We start from the raw sequence: 14489 nt of genomic DNA on the forward strand, positions 1-14489 counted from the left end.
TGCTGTCGACGCTGCGTCGAGATAAATGAGTAAATGGCTCGCCAGGATATTCCGGCGGGCCATTTTTTTGCGCTGCGGAACAAACGACAGACAAGCCAGTTTCACTCGGTCACTTCATCAAGAGGAAACCCATGTCAAAGTTCGGCTCTAGCATTCAGCCCGGCGATTTCACGCGCCTGGGCGCCAATTTCGATGGCGACGGCGTAAATTTTGCAATCTTCAGCGCATGTGCACAACGGGTCGAACTTTGTCTTTTCGATGAGACGGGCAACACCGAAATCGAGCGCATCACTCTGCCTGAGTTCACCAACGAAATTTGGCACGGCTATGTTCCGGGACTGAAGCCCGGCGCCCTTTACGGATATCGCGTCCACGGCCCCTATGATCCGGAAAACGGCCACCGCTTCAACCCCAACAAGCTGCTGGTCGACCCTTACGCGCGCGAACTGGTGGGCGACATCCAATGGGGCCAGGAGCAGTTCGGCTACGACCTGAACAGCGAGGACAAGGATCTGTCCTATAACGAGGCCGACAGCGCCTCCAAGATGCCTAAGTGCCGCGTGATCGATCCCAAGGATTATGACTGGAGCGGCGACAAGCGCCCGAACATTCCGTGGTCGAAGACCATCTTCTACGAAACGCACGTCAAGGGCTTCACCAAGCTTCACCCTGCCCTGCCCGAGGAGCTCAAGGGCACCTATGAAGGGCTCGGCCACAAGGATGTCGTTTCCTACATCAAAAGCCTCGGCATCACGTCGATCGAGCTTCTTCCGATCCACTACTTCCCCGACGATTCGCATCTGCTCGACAAGGGGCTGAAGAACTTCTGGGGATACAACTCCCTTGCCTTTTTTGCACCGGCTTCGCGTTACTACGGCCCGCGTGCTATGGCAGGTTTCCGCGATATGGTGCGGGCCTTCCACGATGGCGGCATCGAAGTCATTCTCGACGTGGTCTATAACCACACGGCAGAAGGCAATGAACTTGGACCGACCCTCTCATTCAAGGGGATCGACAACTTCTCCTATTACCGCACCCTGCCCGATCAGCCCCGCTATTACATCAACGACACGGGAACGGGAAACACCGTCAATACCTCTCACCCGCGTGTGCTGCAGATGGTGACGGACTCGCTGCGCTACTGGGCCGAAGATATGCATGTCGACGGCTTCCGCTTCGATCTTGGCACTATTCTGGGTCGCGAGCCGGAAGGGTTCGATCAGCGCAGCGGTTTCTTCGATGCTGTCGGCCAGGATCCGGTGCTGTCTCGCTTGAAGCTCGTGGGTGAGCCCTGGGACATCGGCCCTGGCGGTTATCAAGTCGGCGGCTTCCCGCCCGGCTGGGCGGAATGGAACGACAAGTATCGCGACACGGTGCGCGAATACTGGAAGGATGAAGATGGCACGGCCGGCGATTTTGCCGCGCGCGTTCTCGGTTCCGGCGACGTCTACGATCTTCGCGGCCGCAAGACCTGGGCAAGTGTGAACTTTATCACTGCGCATGACGGCTTCACGCTGAACGACCTCGTCTCCTACAACGAGAAGCACAACGAGGCGAACGGCGAAGACAACAAGGACGGTCACAGCGACAATCGTAGCTTCAACTACGGCGTCGAAGGCCCGACGGATGACGAAGGCATCACCGCCGTTCGTGATCGCCAGAAGCGCAATTTCCTCGCAACGCTTCTGCTTTCTCACGGCACGCCGATGATCCTTGCAGGTGACGAGTTCGGCCGCAGCCAGATGGGCAACAACAACGGCTATTGCCAGGATAGCGATCTGAGCTGGGTGCACTGGGAGGGTCTACCGGAAAGCGCCGAAACGTTGCGCGAGTTTACCCGCCGCCTGATCGAACTGAGGCAGACCCATTCCGTGCTTCGTCGCGACAGCTGGCATGACGGCACGCACGTCACCTGGCTGAACCCAGGCGGCGGCGAGCAGACGCAGGAACATTGGGCGGACGCGGGAAGCACATCGCTCGGCCTGCGCATGACCCGAGAAGGCGGCCCGGAAGGCGACGAATGGAATGATGTCCTCATTCTCTTCAATCCGCATGAGGGCGATGTCGAGTTCAAGCTTCCCGAAGTAGAGCATGGCTGGACGACGGAACTGACCACAGCCGACCCAACCGTTGCCGGCAACCAGATTGCCAACGCGCAGAACTATACGATGGAAGCCCGGAGCCTGGTCTTGCTGCGTGCCGCGTAATCATCGATCACAGGGTCTGATTTGAGAATGAAAGCCGGAGTGACCCTCCGGCTTTTTCTATACGGGCAGAACCGGTCGTTCACCGACCGGCGCGGCACCTTTAAGGGTCAGCGTGCCGCGGCGCCGACGAGGCGCAAACCGCGGCGCTTCTTCAACAGCTTTGCCTTGGCGGCGATAGTGGAGCGCACGGCAAACAGAATGTCGTCGAAGTGATAGGGCTTGCTGAAGAAGCGGGCATCTGCCGGAAGGTCCAAGCTTTCAGACGCATGTCCCCCAGAGGTGACGACGACTGCAATGTGATGTTGAGACTTGTCTAGTGTCTCGACGAGATCGAGGCCGGACAAACCGCCCGGCATGTCGATATCGGTCACCACGGCAGCGATCTGCTCGTTCTTGCCGATCACACCCACGGCTTCCAGCACATTGGATGCTTCCAAAACGCGGTAGCCCTTCTCTTCCAGGGCATCCACAAGGGCAAATCGAATGATTGGTTCGTCTTCGACAACCAATACCGTCACGCCAGCTTCCTGCATACGCAATACTCCGCTTTAAGCCTGGACCGCCAGACACAAGACTTGGCAGTTCACGTGCTGTGGCACCCGATGGGTGGCGGTGGCTTCGACGTCCGCCATTCCATCTTTCCAACAGAACGCGCAATTCGGCGACATTGATGAGAGCATGCGGGACAAAATTGAAAACAATATTAATAAAATGCAAAATATCTCGAAACGGCATGTCGCAAATTAGATATTGCCGTTTGTCAAGCCGGTCTCACGGATTGTTTTTTTGACGTGGACGAACCCGCGTCGTATTTCTCCTTCAGGCCGTCGCATTCAGAACATACAGATGATAGTTTCCAAGCAAGAAATTGCTTTTCCGCAAAATGGGGCATGGTCGTCATGAGCAAAACTCCCAAGAAACGTTCAATCGTATTTTTCATGGTTCCTCAGTTCACCATGCTTCCGTTTACGGCGGCGGTGGAAACGTTGCGTATCGCCAACCGCATGCTCGGCTACGATGCCTATGAATGGCGCCTTGCTTCCATTGACGGCCTCAAGGTGACCTCCTCCAGCGGTATTGCGCTGGAGGCGAACACCTCTCTTGCTGAAGAGCGCAAATGCATCGGCGGCGAGAACCGCCCAAGCATGGTGCTGGTCTGTTCCGGGATCGACATCGATCAATATGTGAACAAGTCGGTCAATGCGTGGCTGCGTGAAGTCAACAATCGCGGCATTGCTGTCGGTAGTCTCTGTACGGGCGCACATGTGCTTGCCCAGGCGGGACTGCTGAATGGCAAGCGCTGTGCGATCCACTGGGAAAATCTTCCAGGTTTTTCCGAGGCTTTTCCGCAAGTCGAAGTCTATGCCGATCTCTACGAAGTGGACGGCAACATCTATACCTGCGCCGGCGGAACGGCTTCGCTCGACATGATGCTGAACCTGATCGGTCAGGATTTCGGCGAAAACCTGGTGAACCGCGTGTGCGAACAGCAGTTGACGGACCGCGTGCGCAATCCACACGATCGCCAACGTCTGCCGCTCCGCGCCCGTCTTGGCGTGCAGAACGACAAGGTTCTCTCGATCATCGAGCTGATGGAAAGGAACCTCTCTGAGCCTCTTTCGCTTCTCGATATTGCCGAAGGCGCCGATCTTTCCCGCAGGCAGGTGGAGCGACTGTTCCGCCAGGAAATGGGCCGATCACCCGCGCGCTACTATCTTGAGATCAGGCTGGATCGGGCGCGTCACCTTCTGGTGCAATCGGCCATGCCGGTTGTGGAAGTCGCGGTCGCATGTGGCTTCGTCTCGGCCTCGCACTTTTCCAAGTGTTATCGCGAAATCTACAACCGCACGCCGCAACAGGAGCGGGCAGAGCGCAAACTCGTGATCAGCGCATCGAGAATGCTAGCAGCCAGCCAGGGCAAAGCCGCACATTGAATTTGCCGTTAGCACGCGCCGCGCTAAGTCAGTGCAGCGCGTTGTCGGTCGCTTCCAAAAAGTAAGACAGCCCAGATTTTCGACCCCGTGTCGGGACGGCGATCCATTGAAAGCTCGATGGTCGGACCAACCCCGGCCATGATGCCTGAGTGCGCTTCAACCGTTCATCGCCCCGAAAAAAGGCCCGCCGAAGCGAGCCTTTGTTCGTTATTTCGAGAAGATATCGAGGCCGCTGCCCCAAGGGCCGTGCGGTTTGTCGACGCCATCGGTCCGCTCAAAGCCATGCGCGCCGAAGAAGTCGCGCTGCGCCTGGATGAGGTTGGCTGTGCCGCGACCACGGCGGTAGGCGTCGAAATAACCGAGTGCGGAGGCAAGAGCCGGGACCGGCAGGCCAGACAGGATGGCGTGCGAAACGACATGGCGCAGCGGTGCGTCCGTGTCCTGAACCATCTTGGAGAAGGCTGGCGTCACGATAAGGTTCGCTACATGCGGATCCTTGGTGAAGGCCGAGGTGATTTCATCGAGGAACTGCGAGCGGATGATGCAGCCAGCGCGCCAGATGCGGGCGATGGTGGGCATCGGCAGGTCCCAGTTGAACTCCTTGGACGCCGCAGCCATCACGGCGAAGCCTTGCGCATAGGCGCCGATCTTTGCGGCAAGAAGTGCGTTTTCCAGATCGTCGATGAAGGCCTGCTTGTCCGCGGGTGCGGCAAGCGCCTTCGGAACGCCGAAGATCTTCTCCGCGGCTTCGCGCTCGTCCTTCTGAGATGAAAGAATACGAGCAGCGACGGCGGCTTCGATAGCCGTTGCCGCGACACCCATATTCTGTGCCTCGATAACGGACCACTTGCCAGTGCCCTTCTGACCTGCCTTGTCGAGGATCAGATCCACCATCGGCTTGCCGGTAACGGGATCGGCGGCGCGCAGCACCTTCTCGGTGATCTCGATCAGATAGGAATTCAGGCGGCCCTTGTTCCACGTGCCGAAGACATCGGCAATTTCCCCGGCGCTGAGCTTAAGACCGTCGCGCAAGATGCCGTAGATTTCGGCGATCATCTGCATATCGGCATATTCGATGCCGTTATGGATCGTCTTGACGAAGTGTCCCGCGCCATCATTGCCGAGCCAGGCAACGCAAGGGTCGTTATCATATTTGGCCGAGATCGATGTCAGCACCTTTTCGACGCGCTTCCAGCTCTCTTCGGTGCCGCCGACCATGATGGACGGACCATGGCGAGCGCCCTCTTCTCCGCCGGAAACACCCATGCCAATGAAGGTCAGGCCGCTGTCTTTCAGAGTGTCGAAACGACGGATCGTGTCACGGAAGTTGGCGTTGCCCGCATCGATCATGATGTCGCCGTTTTCCAGATAGGGCTTGAGAATTTCCATCTGCTGATCGACGGGATCGCCGGCCTTGATCATGATGATGATCGGGCGCGGCGGGCGAATGGCGGCAACGAAGTCTTCAATGGTTTCGCAAGGGATGATCTGTCCCTGCAGTTCGCCGGCGTCGGCGTAAAATTTCTTCGTCGCTTCCGGGGTTCGGTTGAAAACGGCAATCTTGTTGCCTTTTTCCGCGATGTTGAGCGCCAGGTTCGAGCCCATGACGCCAAGACCGATCAAACCGATTTCTGCCTGTTCCACGGATGTGTCTCCATTTTGCATCTGATGGCGCCTGTTTTGGCACTCCCGCCTTCAAACGGCAAGGTGAGACCCAATTGAAACGGTTAAATTTTGATGACAGCGGTCACCTTTGGCGTCGCCGTCCCCAAAACCGTCAAGCGGACGGTTTGTCGTCACCATCCTCCAGCGCCCGCCAGGCGGAGCCATCCATATCCTCATACTGACCGCTTTTCAGCGACCAGAGAAAGGCGAACAGACCGAGCGCACCGAGAAGCAACGCGACGGGTATGAGGAACACCAACATGTTCATGCGATCTGCGCTCCAGTTGCCATCCCAATTTCGGCGGACCGCTGCTCAAGCTTCCGTGTCGCTTTCCGTTCGAAGCCACTGAGGCGAAGCGCGTTGGTGACCACGATGATCGAGGACGTAGACATGGCAATGGCTGCGATCATGGGCGTGGCGAGACCTGCGAGCGCAATCGGAACAGCGATGATGTTATAGCCAATCGCCAGCGCAAAATTCTGTCGGATGAGCCGCCCTGCCCGTCGCGAAATATCGACAGCAAAGGCCACGGACCTTAGATCCTCTCGCACGAAGACGAAGTCCGCGGCCTGGCGGCCAATGTCGGCTGCCGATGCCGGAGCAATGGACACATGGGCTGCGGCCAGCGCCGGGGCGTCGTTGATCCCGTCGCCCACCATCAGCACCTTGCGACCTTCGGCGGCAAGCTGCTCGCAGCGCCGCGCCTTGTCCACTGGGGTGAAGCCGCCGTTCCAGCTTTCGAGCCCGAGCTTGCCTGCCAACGCCTTGACGGCGGATGGTCTGTCTCCGGAGACGATCTCTGCGCTGAACCCGAAACCCTGCAAGGTTTTGATCGCCTGGCACGTGCCGGGCCTCGTCTGGTCCTCGAAGCGGAAGCAGGCAACTTCTTCACCCTCCAGTGACAACACCACCTCCGACGCGGTGTCTCCCTCGCTTCGCGGCGCCTCCGTCGGGCAGCAAAAGCGTCTGTTGCCCAGCCGGTAGATGCCTTTCTCTGTCCTCGCCTCCACGCCGCATCCGGGTATCTCGCTGACAGCATCGAACACTGGGAGCGCGCCGCGAACCGAGCCGTAGAGCGCCTGGGAAAGAGGGTGACGAGAATTGGCGGCAAGGCCTGCGGCAAGCAGCAAGGCGTCGTCCGGCACATCCGCCATATCGAGCAGACGGGGCTCGCCGAGCGTCAATGTACCGGTCTTGTCGAAGAGCACAGTATCGGCCTCGGCAAGCCGCTCCATTGCCGAGCCATCCTTGACCATGACACCGTTCTTGAACAGTTCCCCCGCTGCAACAACCTGCACGACGGGAACAGCAAGACCCAATGCACACGGGCAGGTGATGATCAGAACGGCAATTGCGATCAGCATCGCCTGTTTCCAGTCTCCGCCAAATATGCCCCAGGCAACGAAGGATATGAGCGCCAGGAGGTGAACCACAGGCGAATAGTACTGCGCAGCGCGATCTGCCAGGCGCCGGTAACGCGCCCTGCCCCCTTCGGCCGCTTCCATCAAGCCAATGATCTCCGCCAGGAAGGACTCACGCGCAAGCGCCGTTGCCCTGATGGTCAGTGGACCGGTGAGGTTTAGGGTACCCGCCTGAATACTCTCGCCTGGCTGGACAATGCGGGTGGCGCTCTCACCGTTGACGATGGACATGTCCAGGTCGCTGGTGCCCGCTATGATCACGCCATCCACCGGCACCCTTTCGCCCGCTGCAACAAGGATGGTATCTCCCGGAACCAACTCGGCAATTGCCCGGTATTCGCGCGCTCCACCGTTGAGGAGAACCATGGCACCGCGCGGTGACAGTCTGGCAAGACCGGCAACGGCTGACCGGGCGCGGTCGCGCATGACGTGATCGAGCGTGCGGCCGATCAGCAGAAAGAACAGCAGCGAGACGGTCGCATCGAACCAGGCATGGCTGCCGCTATGCATCGTTTCCCAAATCGAGACGGCATAGGACAGCGTGATTGCAAGGGCGATCGGCACATCCATGTTGGTTCGGCCGTGCTTCAGAGCGCGATAAGCAGACTGATAGAAGAACCGGCCACCATAGATCAGCGCAGGTGCCGCGATCAGGGCGGATATCCAGTGAAACATGTCGCGCGTGGAAGCATCCGCGCCGGACCAGACCGACACGGACAGCAGCATGATGTTCGCGGCTGCAAAACCTGTCAGACCGACCGCCCGGATCAACTGGTTCCTGAGTTCGTCGGAGGCTTCTTCGGCACTGGTAAAGAGATGGGTGTCGTATCCCGTCGAGGCGACTGCCTTGGCAAGGATGCCCGGATCGGTGCGAACGTCGGCGACTTCCTCCCGCCAAACAATGGATACGCGTTTCGAGGACAGGTTGACGCGGGCGCGCTCAACCTCGGGCAGTCTTTTCAAGCAAGTTTCGATCGTGGTGATGCAGGTACCGCAATAGACGCCGGGCACCGAGAGATCGATCTGTCGTAACCCCTGCCCGAGATCGCGACTGGCGAGCATCATCTCTTCCGACGACGGCAAAGCCTTTCTCAATCCCGCTTGGTCGAGAGCACTTTCGGTGCCAGGCGCGCAGCAGCTCATCTCACGCCCCCGGCAATATCGATGCGGGTGCCTTCATGAACGATGATCTTGCCATCCTTCACGGCGACGGCCTCGACGATCCAGTCTCCTGGCGCCAACTGATGGTGGGCCGCAAACCCATTCACCGATTGTTTTTCCAGAACCAGAGAGAAATCCTGTTTCTCCCCAACCGGGCGGCGAAAATTGAGCGTCACGGCATCGGTCTCGACAGGCCCCCTGGTGGGGTGGGTTACCTCATAAGCGATGGTATCGCCATCGAGTTTGAGCTTGCCGACGATGCCGCTTGCCGCACGCGCCTTGGCGGCTTCCGCCTTGCCGTTGAACTGCTGGCTGGCAACATAGGTGTTTTGCACCACAAGCCCGCTCCAACTCGAAACCGCGTTCCACGCCATGGTGACATTGACCGCAATCACGGTGCCGAAGAACAGCACCATGATGGTAAGCATGTGCCAGCCGGTGAAGAGAAAGCCTGGCTTTTCCCGTCGTTCGATCGTCATTTCTTTGCTCCCGGCCCATTGAAGACGGCCTTGTAGTGTGCGGTCTCTGAGTTTTCAGCGTCCGACGCGAGGAATGTGAAATCGCTTGCTGTTTTGGTGGCGCCGGCGGGCATGGTCACGAAGAGCTTGAGGCTTGTGACTTCGTCTGGCTTGACCTTGATGTCGAAGCTTCGCGCAGGCTGATCGACCAGACCGTTGATCTTCATCACCGCCCCAGGTAGCCCATCCAGTGACAAGGTGATGGTGCGCGGCTGCGCGATCATGTTGAGAAGCCGGACGGTGTATCCGTTGCGAATCGAGCCATCCGATTCCAGCACATATTGCGGATTGCGATCGTGAATGACGTTGACCGCAAGGCGCTCGCGGGTGGCCAGCGTCACCAGCATGACGACACCGACCAGACACCAGACTGTCATGTAAAAGATCGTGCGTGGACGCAAAATGATCCGCCAATTGAAATGGCGTACGGCATTGACGAAGCGGCCATCTGGATTGCGGACAGCACTCGGCTGAATGTCATGCGCGCCATTGCCGGTCGCCAGCGCCATGTTTGCATCGTATTCCTGAAGCGTGGCATAGGCGATCAGGCCGCGTGGCTTACCGACCTTGTCCATAACGCCATCGCAGGCATCGATGCACAGCGCGCAGGTGATGCACTCCATCTGCTGCCCGTCGCGGATATCGATGCCCATGGGACAGACGGCAACACAGGCATTGCAGTCCACGCAGTCGCCCACCGGCTCACCTGCGGCAACCGCCTTTTTGGCGTGACGCGAGCGGGGTTCGCCGCGCCAGTCGTTATAGGTGACCACCAGCGAATGCTCGTCCAGCATCGCACCCTGGATGCGGGGCCAAGGGCACATATAGGTGCACACCTGCTCGCGCATCAGACCGCCAAAGACGTACGTCGTCGCCGTCAGGATCGCCACGGTGTAATAGGCGACCATCGGCGCCTCGCCCGTCACGAACTGCTTCAGCAGGGTTGGAGCATCGGCGAAGTAGAATATCCAGGCACCGCCCGTCATCACACCGATCGCCAGCCAGATGAGATGCTTGGAGACGCGCTTTCGCAGCTTGTCCAAGCTCCACGGCGCAGCCTCGAGCTTCATGCGCGCGTTTCGGTCGCCCTCGATGGCGCGCTCTACCACGAGGAAGAGATCGACCCACACCGTTTGAGGACAGGTATAGCCGCACCAGGCGCGGCCGATTGCTGACGTGATGAGAAAGAGGCCGAAACCCGCCATGACCAGAAGCCCGGCAACGTAGTAGAATTCCTGCGGCCATATCTCGATGAAGAAGAAGTAGAAACGCCTGCTGGCGATATCGACGAGCACCGCCTGATCGGGCGCATAGGGACCACGGTCCCATCGGATCCAGGGTGTCAGATAGTAGATGCCCAATGTGATCAGCATCACGATCCATTTGAAACGACGAAACTGTCCCTCCGCCCGCTTCGGGAAAATCTTCTTGCGCGCCTCGTAAAGCGGCTTCCTGTTTTTCGCAGAATTGACCGGTTCGGCATTCAATCTCTCGACAGGCTCGGAGCCATTGCCGGGGTCGCGGGCGGTATAAAGGTTCATGATCGCAAGGTCCGTTTCTGTCCTTGCGTTTTGACATCCTGCGTGTCCATCATCCTTGACTTAGGTCAAGTCGGGACAATGTGGCGCAGGCGCTGCGGACGGGAGAGGAACGATGGCGACGATGATCTCACGGATCGTGCACCTGGCAATCGATCGGCCATGGCGGGAGGTCTACGCCTTTGCTTCAGATCCCAACAGGATGCCGCGCTGGGCGGCGGGTCTGGCAAGTGGATTGCGGCAGGATGGTAAAGACTGGATCGCTTCAGGGCCGCTCGGAGACGCCCGCGTGCGCTTTGCTGAGCCGAATGATTTTGGCGTCATCGACCACGTAGTGACGCTGCCGGATGGGATGCAAGTCTACAATGCGCTTCGGGTGACACCGAATGGTGAAGGGGCGGAAATTGCCTTCACCGTTCTACGACTGCCGGGCATGACGGAAGAGGATCACGACCGGGATGCCGCCGCCGTGTTGGCGGATCTGAAGACTTTGAAGGGCCTTCTGGAGCATCAATGAAAAGGGCCGCACGACGCGGCCCCTATTGCCTTTTAAGTCGCCCTATTCACCACCACCCAGCGAGTGGACGAAGAGCGCCAGTTGCTTGACCGTGGTATCTCCCAGACGCTCGCCCCAGGCGGGCATGACACCATGTTTGGGTGCCCGGATCTGGGCAACGACGCCCTCTTCGCCATGCGCCTTCAGCCAGATTGCGTCAGCGAGGTTTGGCGCGCCCATATCGCGGTTGCCCCTGGCATCGTCCCCATGACATGAGGCGCAGTTGTCGGCAAAGATCTGCTTACCCGCCTGAATCATGGCCGGATCATGCGGCGTTCCTGTCAGGCTGACAACATAGGCCGCGACGGCACGGATTTCATCGCTCTTCAGCACATCGGCAAAGGCCGGCATTTCCGACACGCGTGTTTCCGGATCCTCGGTGAAGCGTATGCCGTGGGTGATGGTCGTGTAGACATCCTCTGCCTTACCACCCCACAGCCAGTCATCATCGTTGAGGTTGGGATACCCATTGCCGCCCTCAGCACCAGAGCCGTGGCACTGGATGCAGTTGACCTTGAAGGCCGCGGCGCCACCGGCAACGGCAAACTGCATGAGTTCGCTGTCGGCCTGGATCTCCTCCAGTGACAAGGATGCGATCTTGTCGAGGTAGGCGTTCTGGCCTGCCTTGGCACTGGCCATCTCGGTCGCGACAGTGGCGCGGCTGCTCCAGCCGAGAACGCCATGCGTCGCACCGCTGATCAGCGGCCAGGCGGGAAAGGCAATCGTGTAGCCGATGGCCCAGACGATGGTGGCGTAGAACGTCCACACCCACCAGCGGGGCATGGGGTTGTTCAGCTCTCGAATGCCGTCCCACTCGTGGCCGGTGGTTTCGACGCCGCTGATCTGGTCTATGTGTTTGTCCGACATGATATCAATCCTCCTTGAGAGGAATCTTGGCGGCGTCGCTGGCGGCCTTTCCGCCACCGGGACGCAAGGTGAAAAGGACGACGCAGAGGAAGAAAAGCGTCATGACGAGCAGGCCCCAGCTATCGGCGAAGTGGCGCATGGCGGTGTAGGTTTCCATCTCATGCTCCTCCTATCGGTAACCGGCAGCGTCGTCGTAGGTCGAAAAATCGACCAACGTGCCGAGCATCTGCAGATAGGCGACCAGCGCGTCCATTTCGGTCAGCTTCGTCGGATCACCGTCGAAATCTCCTATCTTTGCCTTGGGATACCGCGCCTCCAGGGCCGTCGTGTCGGCGTTCGGATCTGCCTGCGCTTTCATGTCGGCCTCGGCGTTCTGCAGCATGTCGTCGCTATAGGGCACGCCGACGGCCCGGTTGGCTTTCAGCTCCATCGCCACATTCGACACCTGCAGCGGTGTCGTCTTCAGGAAGGCATAGCTCGGCATGACCGATTCTGGCACGACGGAGCGCGGCGCGCTCAAATGCTGGACATGCCATTCGTTCGAATAGCGATCGCCCACACGCGCGAGATCCGGTCCGGTTCTTTTCGATCCCCACTGGAACGGATGGTCATACATGCTTTCTGCAGCAAGGCTGTAATGGCCGTAGCGTTCCACCTCATCGCGGAAGGGGCGGATCATCTGGCTATGGCAGACATAGCAACCTTCGCGGATGTAGATGTTGCGCCCCATAAGCTCCAGCGGCGAATAAGGCCGCATGCCCTCTACCTTTTCGATCGTGTTTTCGAGATAGAAAAGCGGCGCAATCTCCACGATGCCGCCAATCGAGACGACCGCCAGCGATCCGACGAGAAGCAAGGTGGCGTTGCGCTCGATAATGCCGTGTTTGTCCAGAATAGACATGATCGATCTCCTTACTCGGCCGGTTGCAGCTTGGGCGCTGCAGCCTTGCCGGTATTCTCTTCGCGCATATGGCCGAGAATGGTTCTGGTGATGTTGTAGGCCATGACGATTGCGCCACTGAGGAACAGCAGGCCGCCCATCGCGCGCAGCAGATAGTATGGGAACATGGCAGCGACGGTTTCCGCGAAGGAATAGACGAGGAAGCCCTGCGCATCATACTCACGCCACATCAGGCCCTGCTGGATGCCGGCAACCCACATGGAAGCGGCGTAGACGACGATACCGAGTGTGGCGAGCCAGAAGTGCCAGTTGACCAACACCAGGCTGTAGAGCCGTTCGCGATGCCACAGTTTCGGGACGAGGAAATAGACCGCGCCGAAGGTGATCATGCCGTTCCATCCAAGCGCACCTGAATGCACGTGGCCGATCGTCCAGTCCGTATAGTGGCTGAGGGAATTGACGGCCTTGATCGACATCATCGGCCCTTCGAAGGTCGCCATGCCATAGAAGGCAACCGCCATGATCATCATGCGCAGGATCGGGTCGGTGCGCAACTTGTCCCATGCCCCAGAGAGCGTCATCAGACCGTTAATCATGCCGCCCCATGAGGGCATCCAGAGCATGATCGAAAACACCATGCCGAGCGTCTGTGCCCAGTCGGGCAGCGCTGTGTAATGCAGGTGGTGCGGACCAGCCCAGATATACATGAAGATCAGCGCCCAGAAGTGGATGATCGACAGGCGGTAGGAATAGACCGGGCGGTTCACCTGCTTGGGAATGAAGTAGTACATCATCCCTAAGAAGCCGGCGGTCAGGAAGAAGCCGACGGCATTGTGGCCGTACCACCATTGCGTCAGCGCATCCTGGACGCCAGAGAAGACCGAATAGCTCTTCACGCCAAGGAACGACACCGGCACCGCCAGATTGTTGACGATGTGGAGCATCGCGATGGTAACGATGAAGGAAAGGTAGAACCAGTTCGCTACATAGATATGCGGCTCCTTGCGCACGAAGATGGTGCCAAGGAAGGTAATCAGATAGGCCACCCAGACGATGGTTAGCCAGATATCGACATACCATTCAGGCTCGGCATATTCCCTGCCCTGCGTGATGCCGAGCAGGTAACCGGTCGCTGCCATGACGATGAAGAGATTGTAGCCCCAGAAGACGAACCAGCCGAGGTCGCCGCCGAACAGTCTGGCGCGACAGGTGCGCTGCACCACGTAAAAGGAGGTTGCGATCAGCGCATTGCCACCAAAGGCAAAGATGACGGCGGAGGTATGTAGCGGACGGACGCGGCCGAAATTGAACCATGGCTGGATGTTCAGGTCCGGATAGGCAAGCTGAAGCGCAACGATCACGCCCACCAGAAAACCGACGACGCCCCAGAAGACCGTGGCGATCACCCCATAGCGGATCACGTCATCGAAATATTCGGTCTTCCTGCGTGCCTGGACTGCCGGATCGACAGGCGCGAAGGAGACACGGCGCAGCATCACGACCGTGCCGACAAGGAGCACGAAGAACAGCACCCACATATGGGCGGCGAAAAGATTGTCGTGAGCGAAGGCCGCCCCGAGCAAAGCGAGGAAGGCCCCTACGGCCACCATCGCTATTCCTAAAGTAGAGTTCATTGTTGGCTTCCCCCAACCTCACATCAGATATGACGCGGAGCGAAGGAACCGGAATCACAGCGGCAAACATGCTTTCGCGTCGTTTG

The 14489-nt window shown here is 58.9% G+C and carries 13 protein-coding genes; 3 read left to right on the forward strand and 10 right to left on the reverse strand.

Annotated elements, in window-relative coordinates; all coding sequences use genetic code 11:
• Positions 1 to 131: 131 nt before the first annotated feature.
• Positions 132 to 2207, forward strand: coding sequence for a glycogen debranching protein GlgX (glgX, locus tag EYC79_RS23000; protein WP_130979623.1), 2076 nt, complete (start codon positions 132 to 134; stop codon positions 2205 to 2207).
• A 107-nt stretch (positions 2208 to 2314) separates the two neighbouring features.
• Here the strand turns inward: glgX and EYC79_RS23005 are convergent, their stop codons facing one another.
• Positions 2315 to 2725, reverse strand: coding sequence for a response regulator (locus EYC79_RS23005; RefSeq protein ID WP_245495348.1), 411 nt, complete (start codon positions 2723 to 2725; stop codon positions 2315 to 2317).
• Positions 2726 to 3106: 381 nt separating this feature from the next.
• On the opposite strand from EYC79_RS23005, the gene EYC79_RS23010 reads away from it, so the two are divergent.
• A complete protein-coding gene (locus EYC79_RS23010) occupies positions 3107 to 4141 on the forward strand; it encodes a GlxA family transcriptional regulator (RefSeq protein ID WP_130979625.1) in 1035 nt (344 codons plus the stop codon).
• Between the two features lie 207 nt (positions 4142 to 4348).
• Here EYC79_RS23010 and gndA read toward each other — a convergent pair whose 3' ends face one another.
• The 5 genes from gndA to ccoG form a co-directional block, all read right to left on the reverse strand.
• Positions 4349 to 5785, reverse strand: coding sequence for an NADP-dependent phosphogluconate dehydrogenase (gndA, locus tag EYC79_RS23015; protein WP_116493860.1), 1437 nt, complete (start codon positions 5783 to 5785; stop codon positions 4349 to 4351).
• A 133-nt stretch (positions 5786 to 5918) separates the two neighbouring features.
• Positions 5919 to 6074, reverse strand: coding sequence for a cbb3-type cytochrome oxidase assembly protein CcoS (ccoS, locus tag EYC79_RS23020; protein WP_062437559.1), 156 nt, complete (start codon positions 6072 to 6074; stop codon positions 5919 to 5921).
• Positions 6071 to 8371: a cation-translocating P-type ATPase gene (locus EYC79_RS23025; RefSeq protein WP_130979626.1), complete on the reverse strand. Its 2301-nt coding sequence runs from the start codon at positions 8369 to 8371 to the stop codon at positions 6071 to 6073. Before EYC79_RS23025 ends, ccoS begins: the two co-directional genes overlap by 4 nt.
• Positions 8368 to 8868: a FixH family protein gene (locus EYC79_RS23030; protein WP_130979627.1), complete on the reverse strand. Its 501-nt coding sequence runs from the start codon at positions 8866 to 8868 to the stop codon at positions 8368 to 8370. The genes EYC79_RS23025 and EYC79_RS23030 overlap by 4 nt, the downstream gene beginning before the upstream one ends.
• Complete coding sequence (gene ccoG, locus EYC79_RS23035) at positions 8865 to 10448, reverse strand: cytochrome c oxidase accessory protein CcoG (RefSeq protein ID WP_130979628.1); 1584 nt, start codon at positions 10446 to 10448, stop codon at positions 8865 to 8867. Before ccoG ends, EYC79_RS23030 begins: the two co-directional genes overlap by 4 nt.
• 112 nt (positions 10449 to 10560) lie before the next feature.
• Between ccoG and EYC79_RS23040 the strand changes: the two genes are divergently transcribed.
• Positions 10561 to 10962, forward strand: a complete 402-nt coding sequence (locus EYC79_RS23040) for an SRPBCC family protein (RefSeq protein ID WP_116493698.1) — start codon at positions 10561 to 10563, stop codon at positions 10960 to 10962.
• 42 nt (positions 10963 to 11004) lie between these two features.
• Here the strand turns inward: EYC79_RS23040 and ccoP are convergent, their stop codons facing one another.
• From ccoP to ccoN, 4 genes are read right to left on the reverse strand one after another with little or no spacing between them, the layout of a single operon-like run.
• The gene (gene ccoP, locus EYC79_RS23045; RefSeq protein ID WP_130979629.1) at positions 11005 to 11868 is read right to left on the reverse strand and encodes a cytochrome-c oxidase, cbb3-type subunit III; all 864 of its coding nucleotides are present in this window, start codon (positions 11866 to 11868) and stop codon (positions 11005 to 11007) included.
• A 4-nt stretch (positions 11869 to 11872) separates the two neighbouring features.
• Positions 11873 to 12025 carry a CcoQ/FixQ family Cbb3-type cytochrome c oxidase assembly chaperone gene (locus tag EYC79_RS23050; protein ID WP_062425388.1) on the reverse strand — a complete coding sequence of 51 codons (153 nt, stop codon included), beginning with the start codon at positions 12023 to 12025 and terminating at the stop codon, positions 11873 to 11875.
• A 12-nt stretch (positions 12026 to 12037) separates the two neighbouring features.
• A complete protein-coding gene (ccoO, locus tag EYC79_RS23055; RefSeq protein WP_062437571.1) occupies positions 12038 to 12769 on the reverse strand; it encodes a cytochrome-c oxidase, cbb3-type subunit II in 732 nt (243 codons plus the stop codon).
• Positions 12770 to 12780: 11 nt separating this feature from the next.
• Positions 12781 to 14403: a cytochrome-c oxidase, cbb3-type subunit I gene (gene ccoN / locus EYC79_RS23060; protein ID WP_130979630.1), complete on the reverse strand. Its 1623-nt coding sequence runs from the start codon at positions 14401 to 14403 to the stop codon at positions 12781 to 12783.
• Positions 14404 to 14489: the final 86 nt, after the last annotated feature.

The organism is Agrobacterium cavarae (assembly GCF_004310285.1).
GTDB classification, from domain to species: domain Bacteria; phylum Pseudomonadota; class Alphaproteobacteria; order Rhizobiales; family Rhizobiaceae; genus Agrobacterium; species Agrobacterium cavarae.

Coding starts and splice junctions, on each gene's coding strand:
- glgX (WP_130979623.1), top strand. CDS start 132: ATGTCAAAGTTCGGCTCTAGCATTCAGCCCGGCGATTTCACGCGCCTG.
- EYC79_RS23010 (WP_130979625.1), top strand. CDS start 3,107: ATGAGCAAAACTCCCAAGAAACGTTCAATCGTATTTTTCATGGTTCCT.
- ccoS (WP_062437559.1), bottom strand. CDS start 6,074: ATGAACATGTTGGTGTTCCTCATACCCGTCGCGTTGCTTCTCGGTGCG.
- EYC79_RS23025 (WP_130979626.1), bottom strand. CDS start 8,371: ATGAGCTGCTGCGCGCCTGGCACCGAAAGTGCTCTCGACCAAGCGGGA.
- EYC79_RS23030 (WP_130979627.1), bottom strand. CDS start 8,868: ATGACGATCGAACGACGGGAAAAGCCAGGCTTTCTCTTCACCGGCTGG.
- ccoG (WP_130979628.1), bottom strand. CDS start 10,448: ATGAACCTTTATACCGCCCGCGACCCCGGCAATGGCTCCGAGCCTGTC.
- EYC79_RS23040 (WP_116493698.1), top strand. CDS start 10,561: ATGGCGACGATGATCTCACGGATCGTGCACCTGGCAATCGATCGGCCA.
- ccoP (WP_130979629.1), bottom strand. CDS start 11,868: ATGTCGGACAAACACATAGACCAGATCAGCGGCGTCGAAACCACCGGC.
- EYC79_RS23050 (WP_062425388.1), bottom strand. CDS start 12,025: ATGGAAACCTACACCGCCATGCGCCACTTCGCCGATAGCTGGGGCCTG.
- ccoO (WP_062437571.1), bottom strand. CDS start 12,769: ATGTCTATTCTGGACAAACACGGCATTATCGAGCGCAACGCCACCTTG.
- ccoN (WP_130979630.1), bottom strand. CDS start 14,403: ATGAACTCTACTTTAGGAATAGCGATGGTGGCCGTAGGGGCCTTCCTC.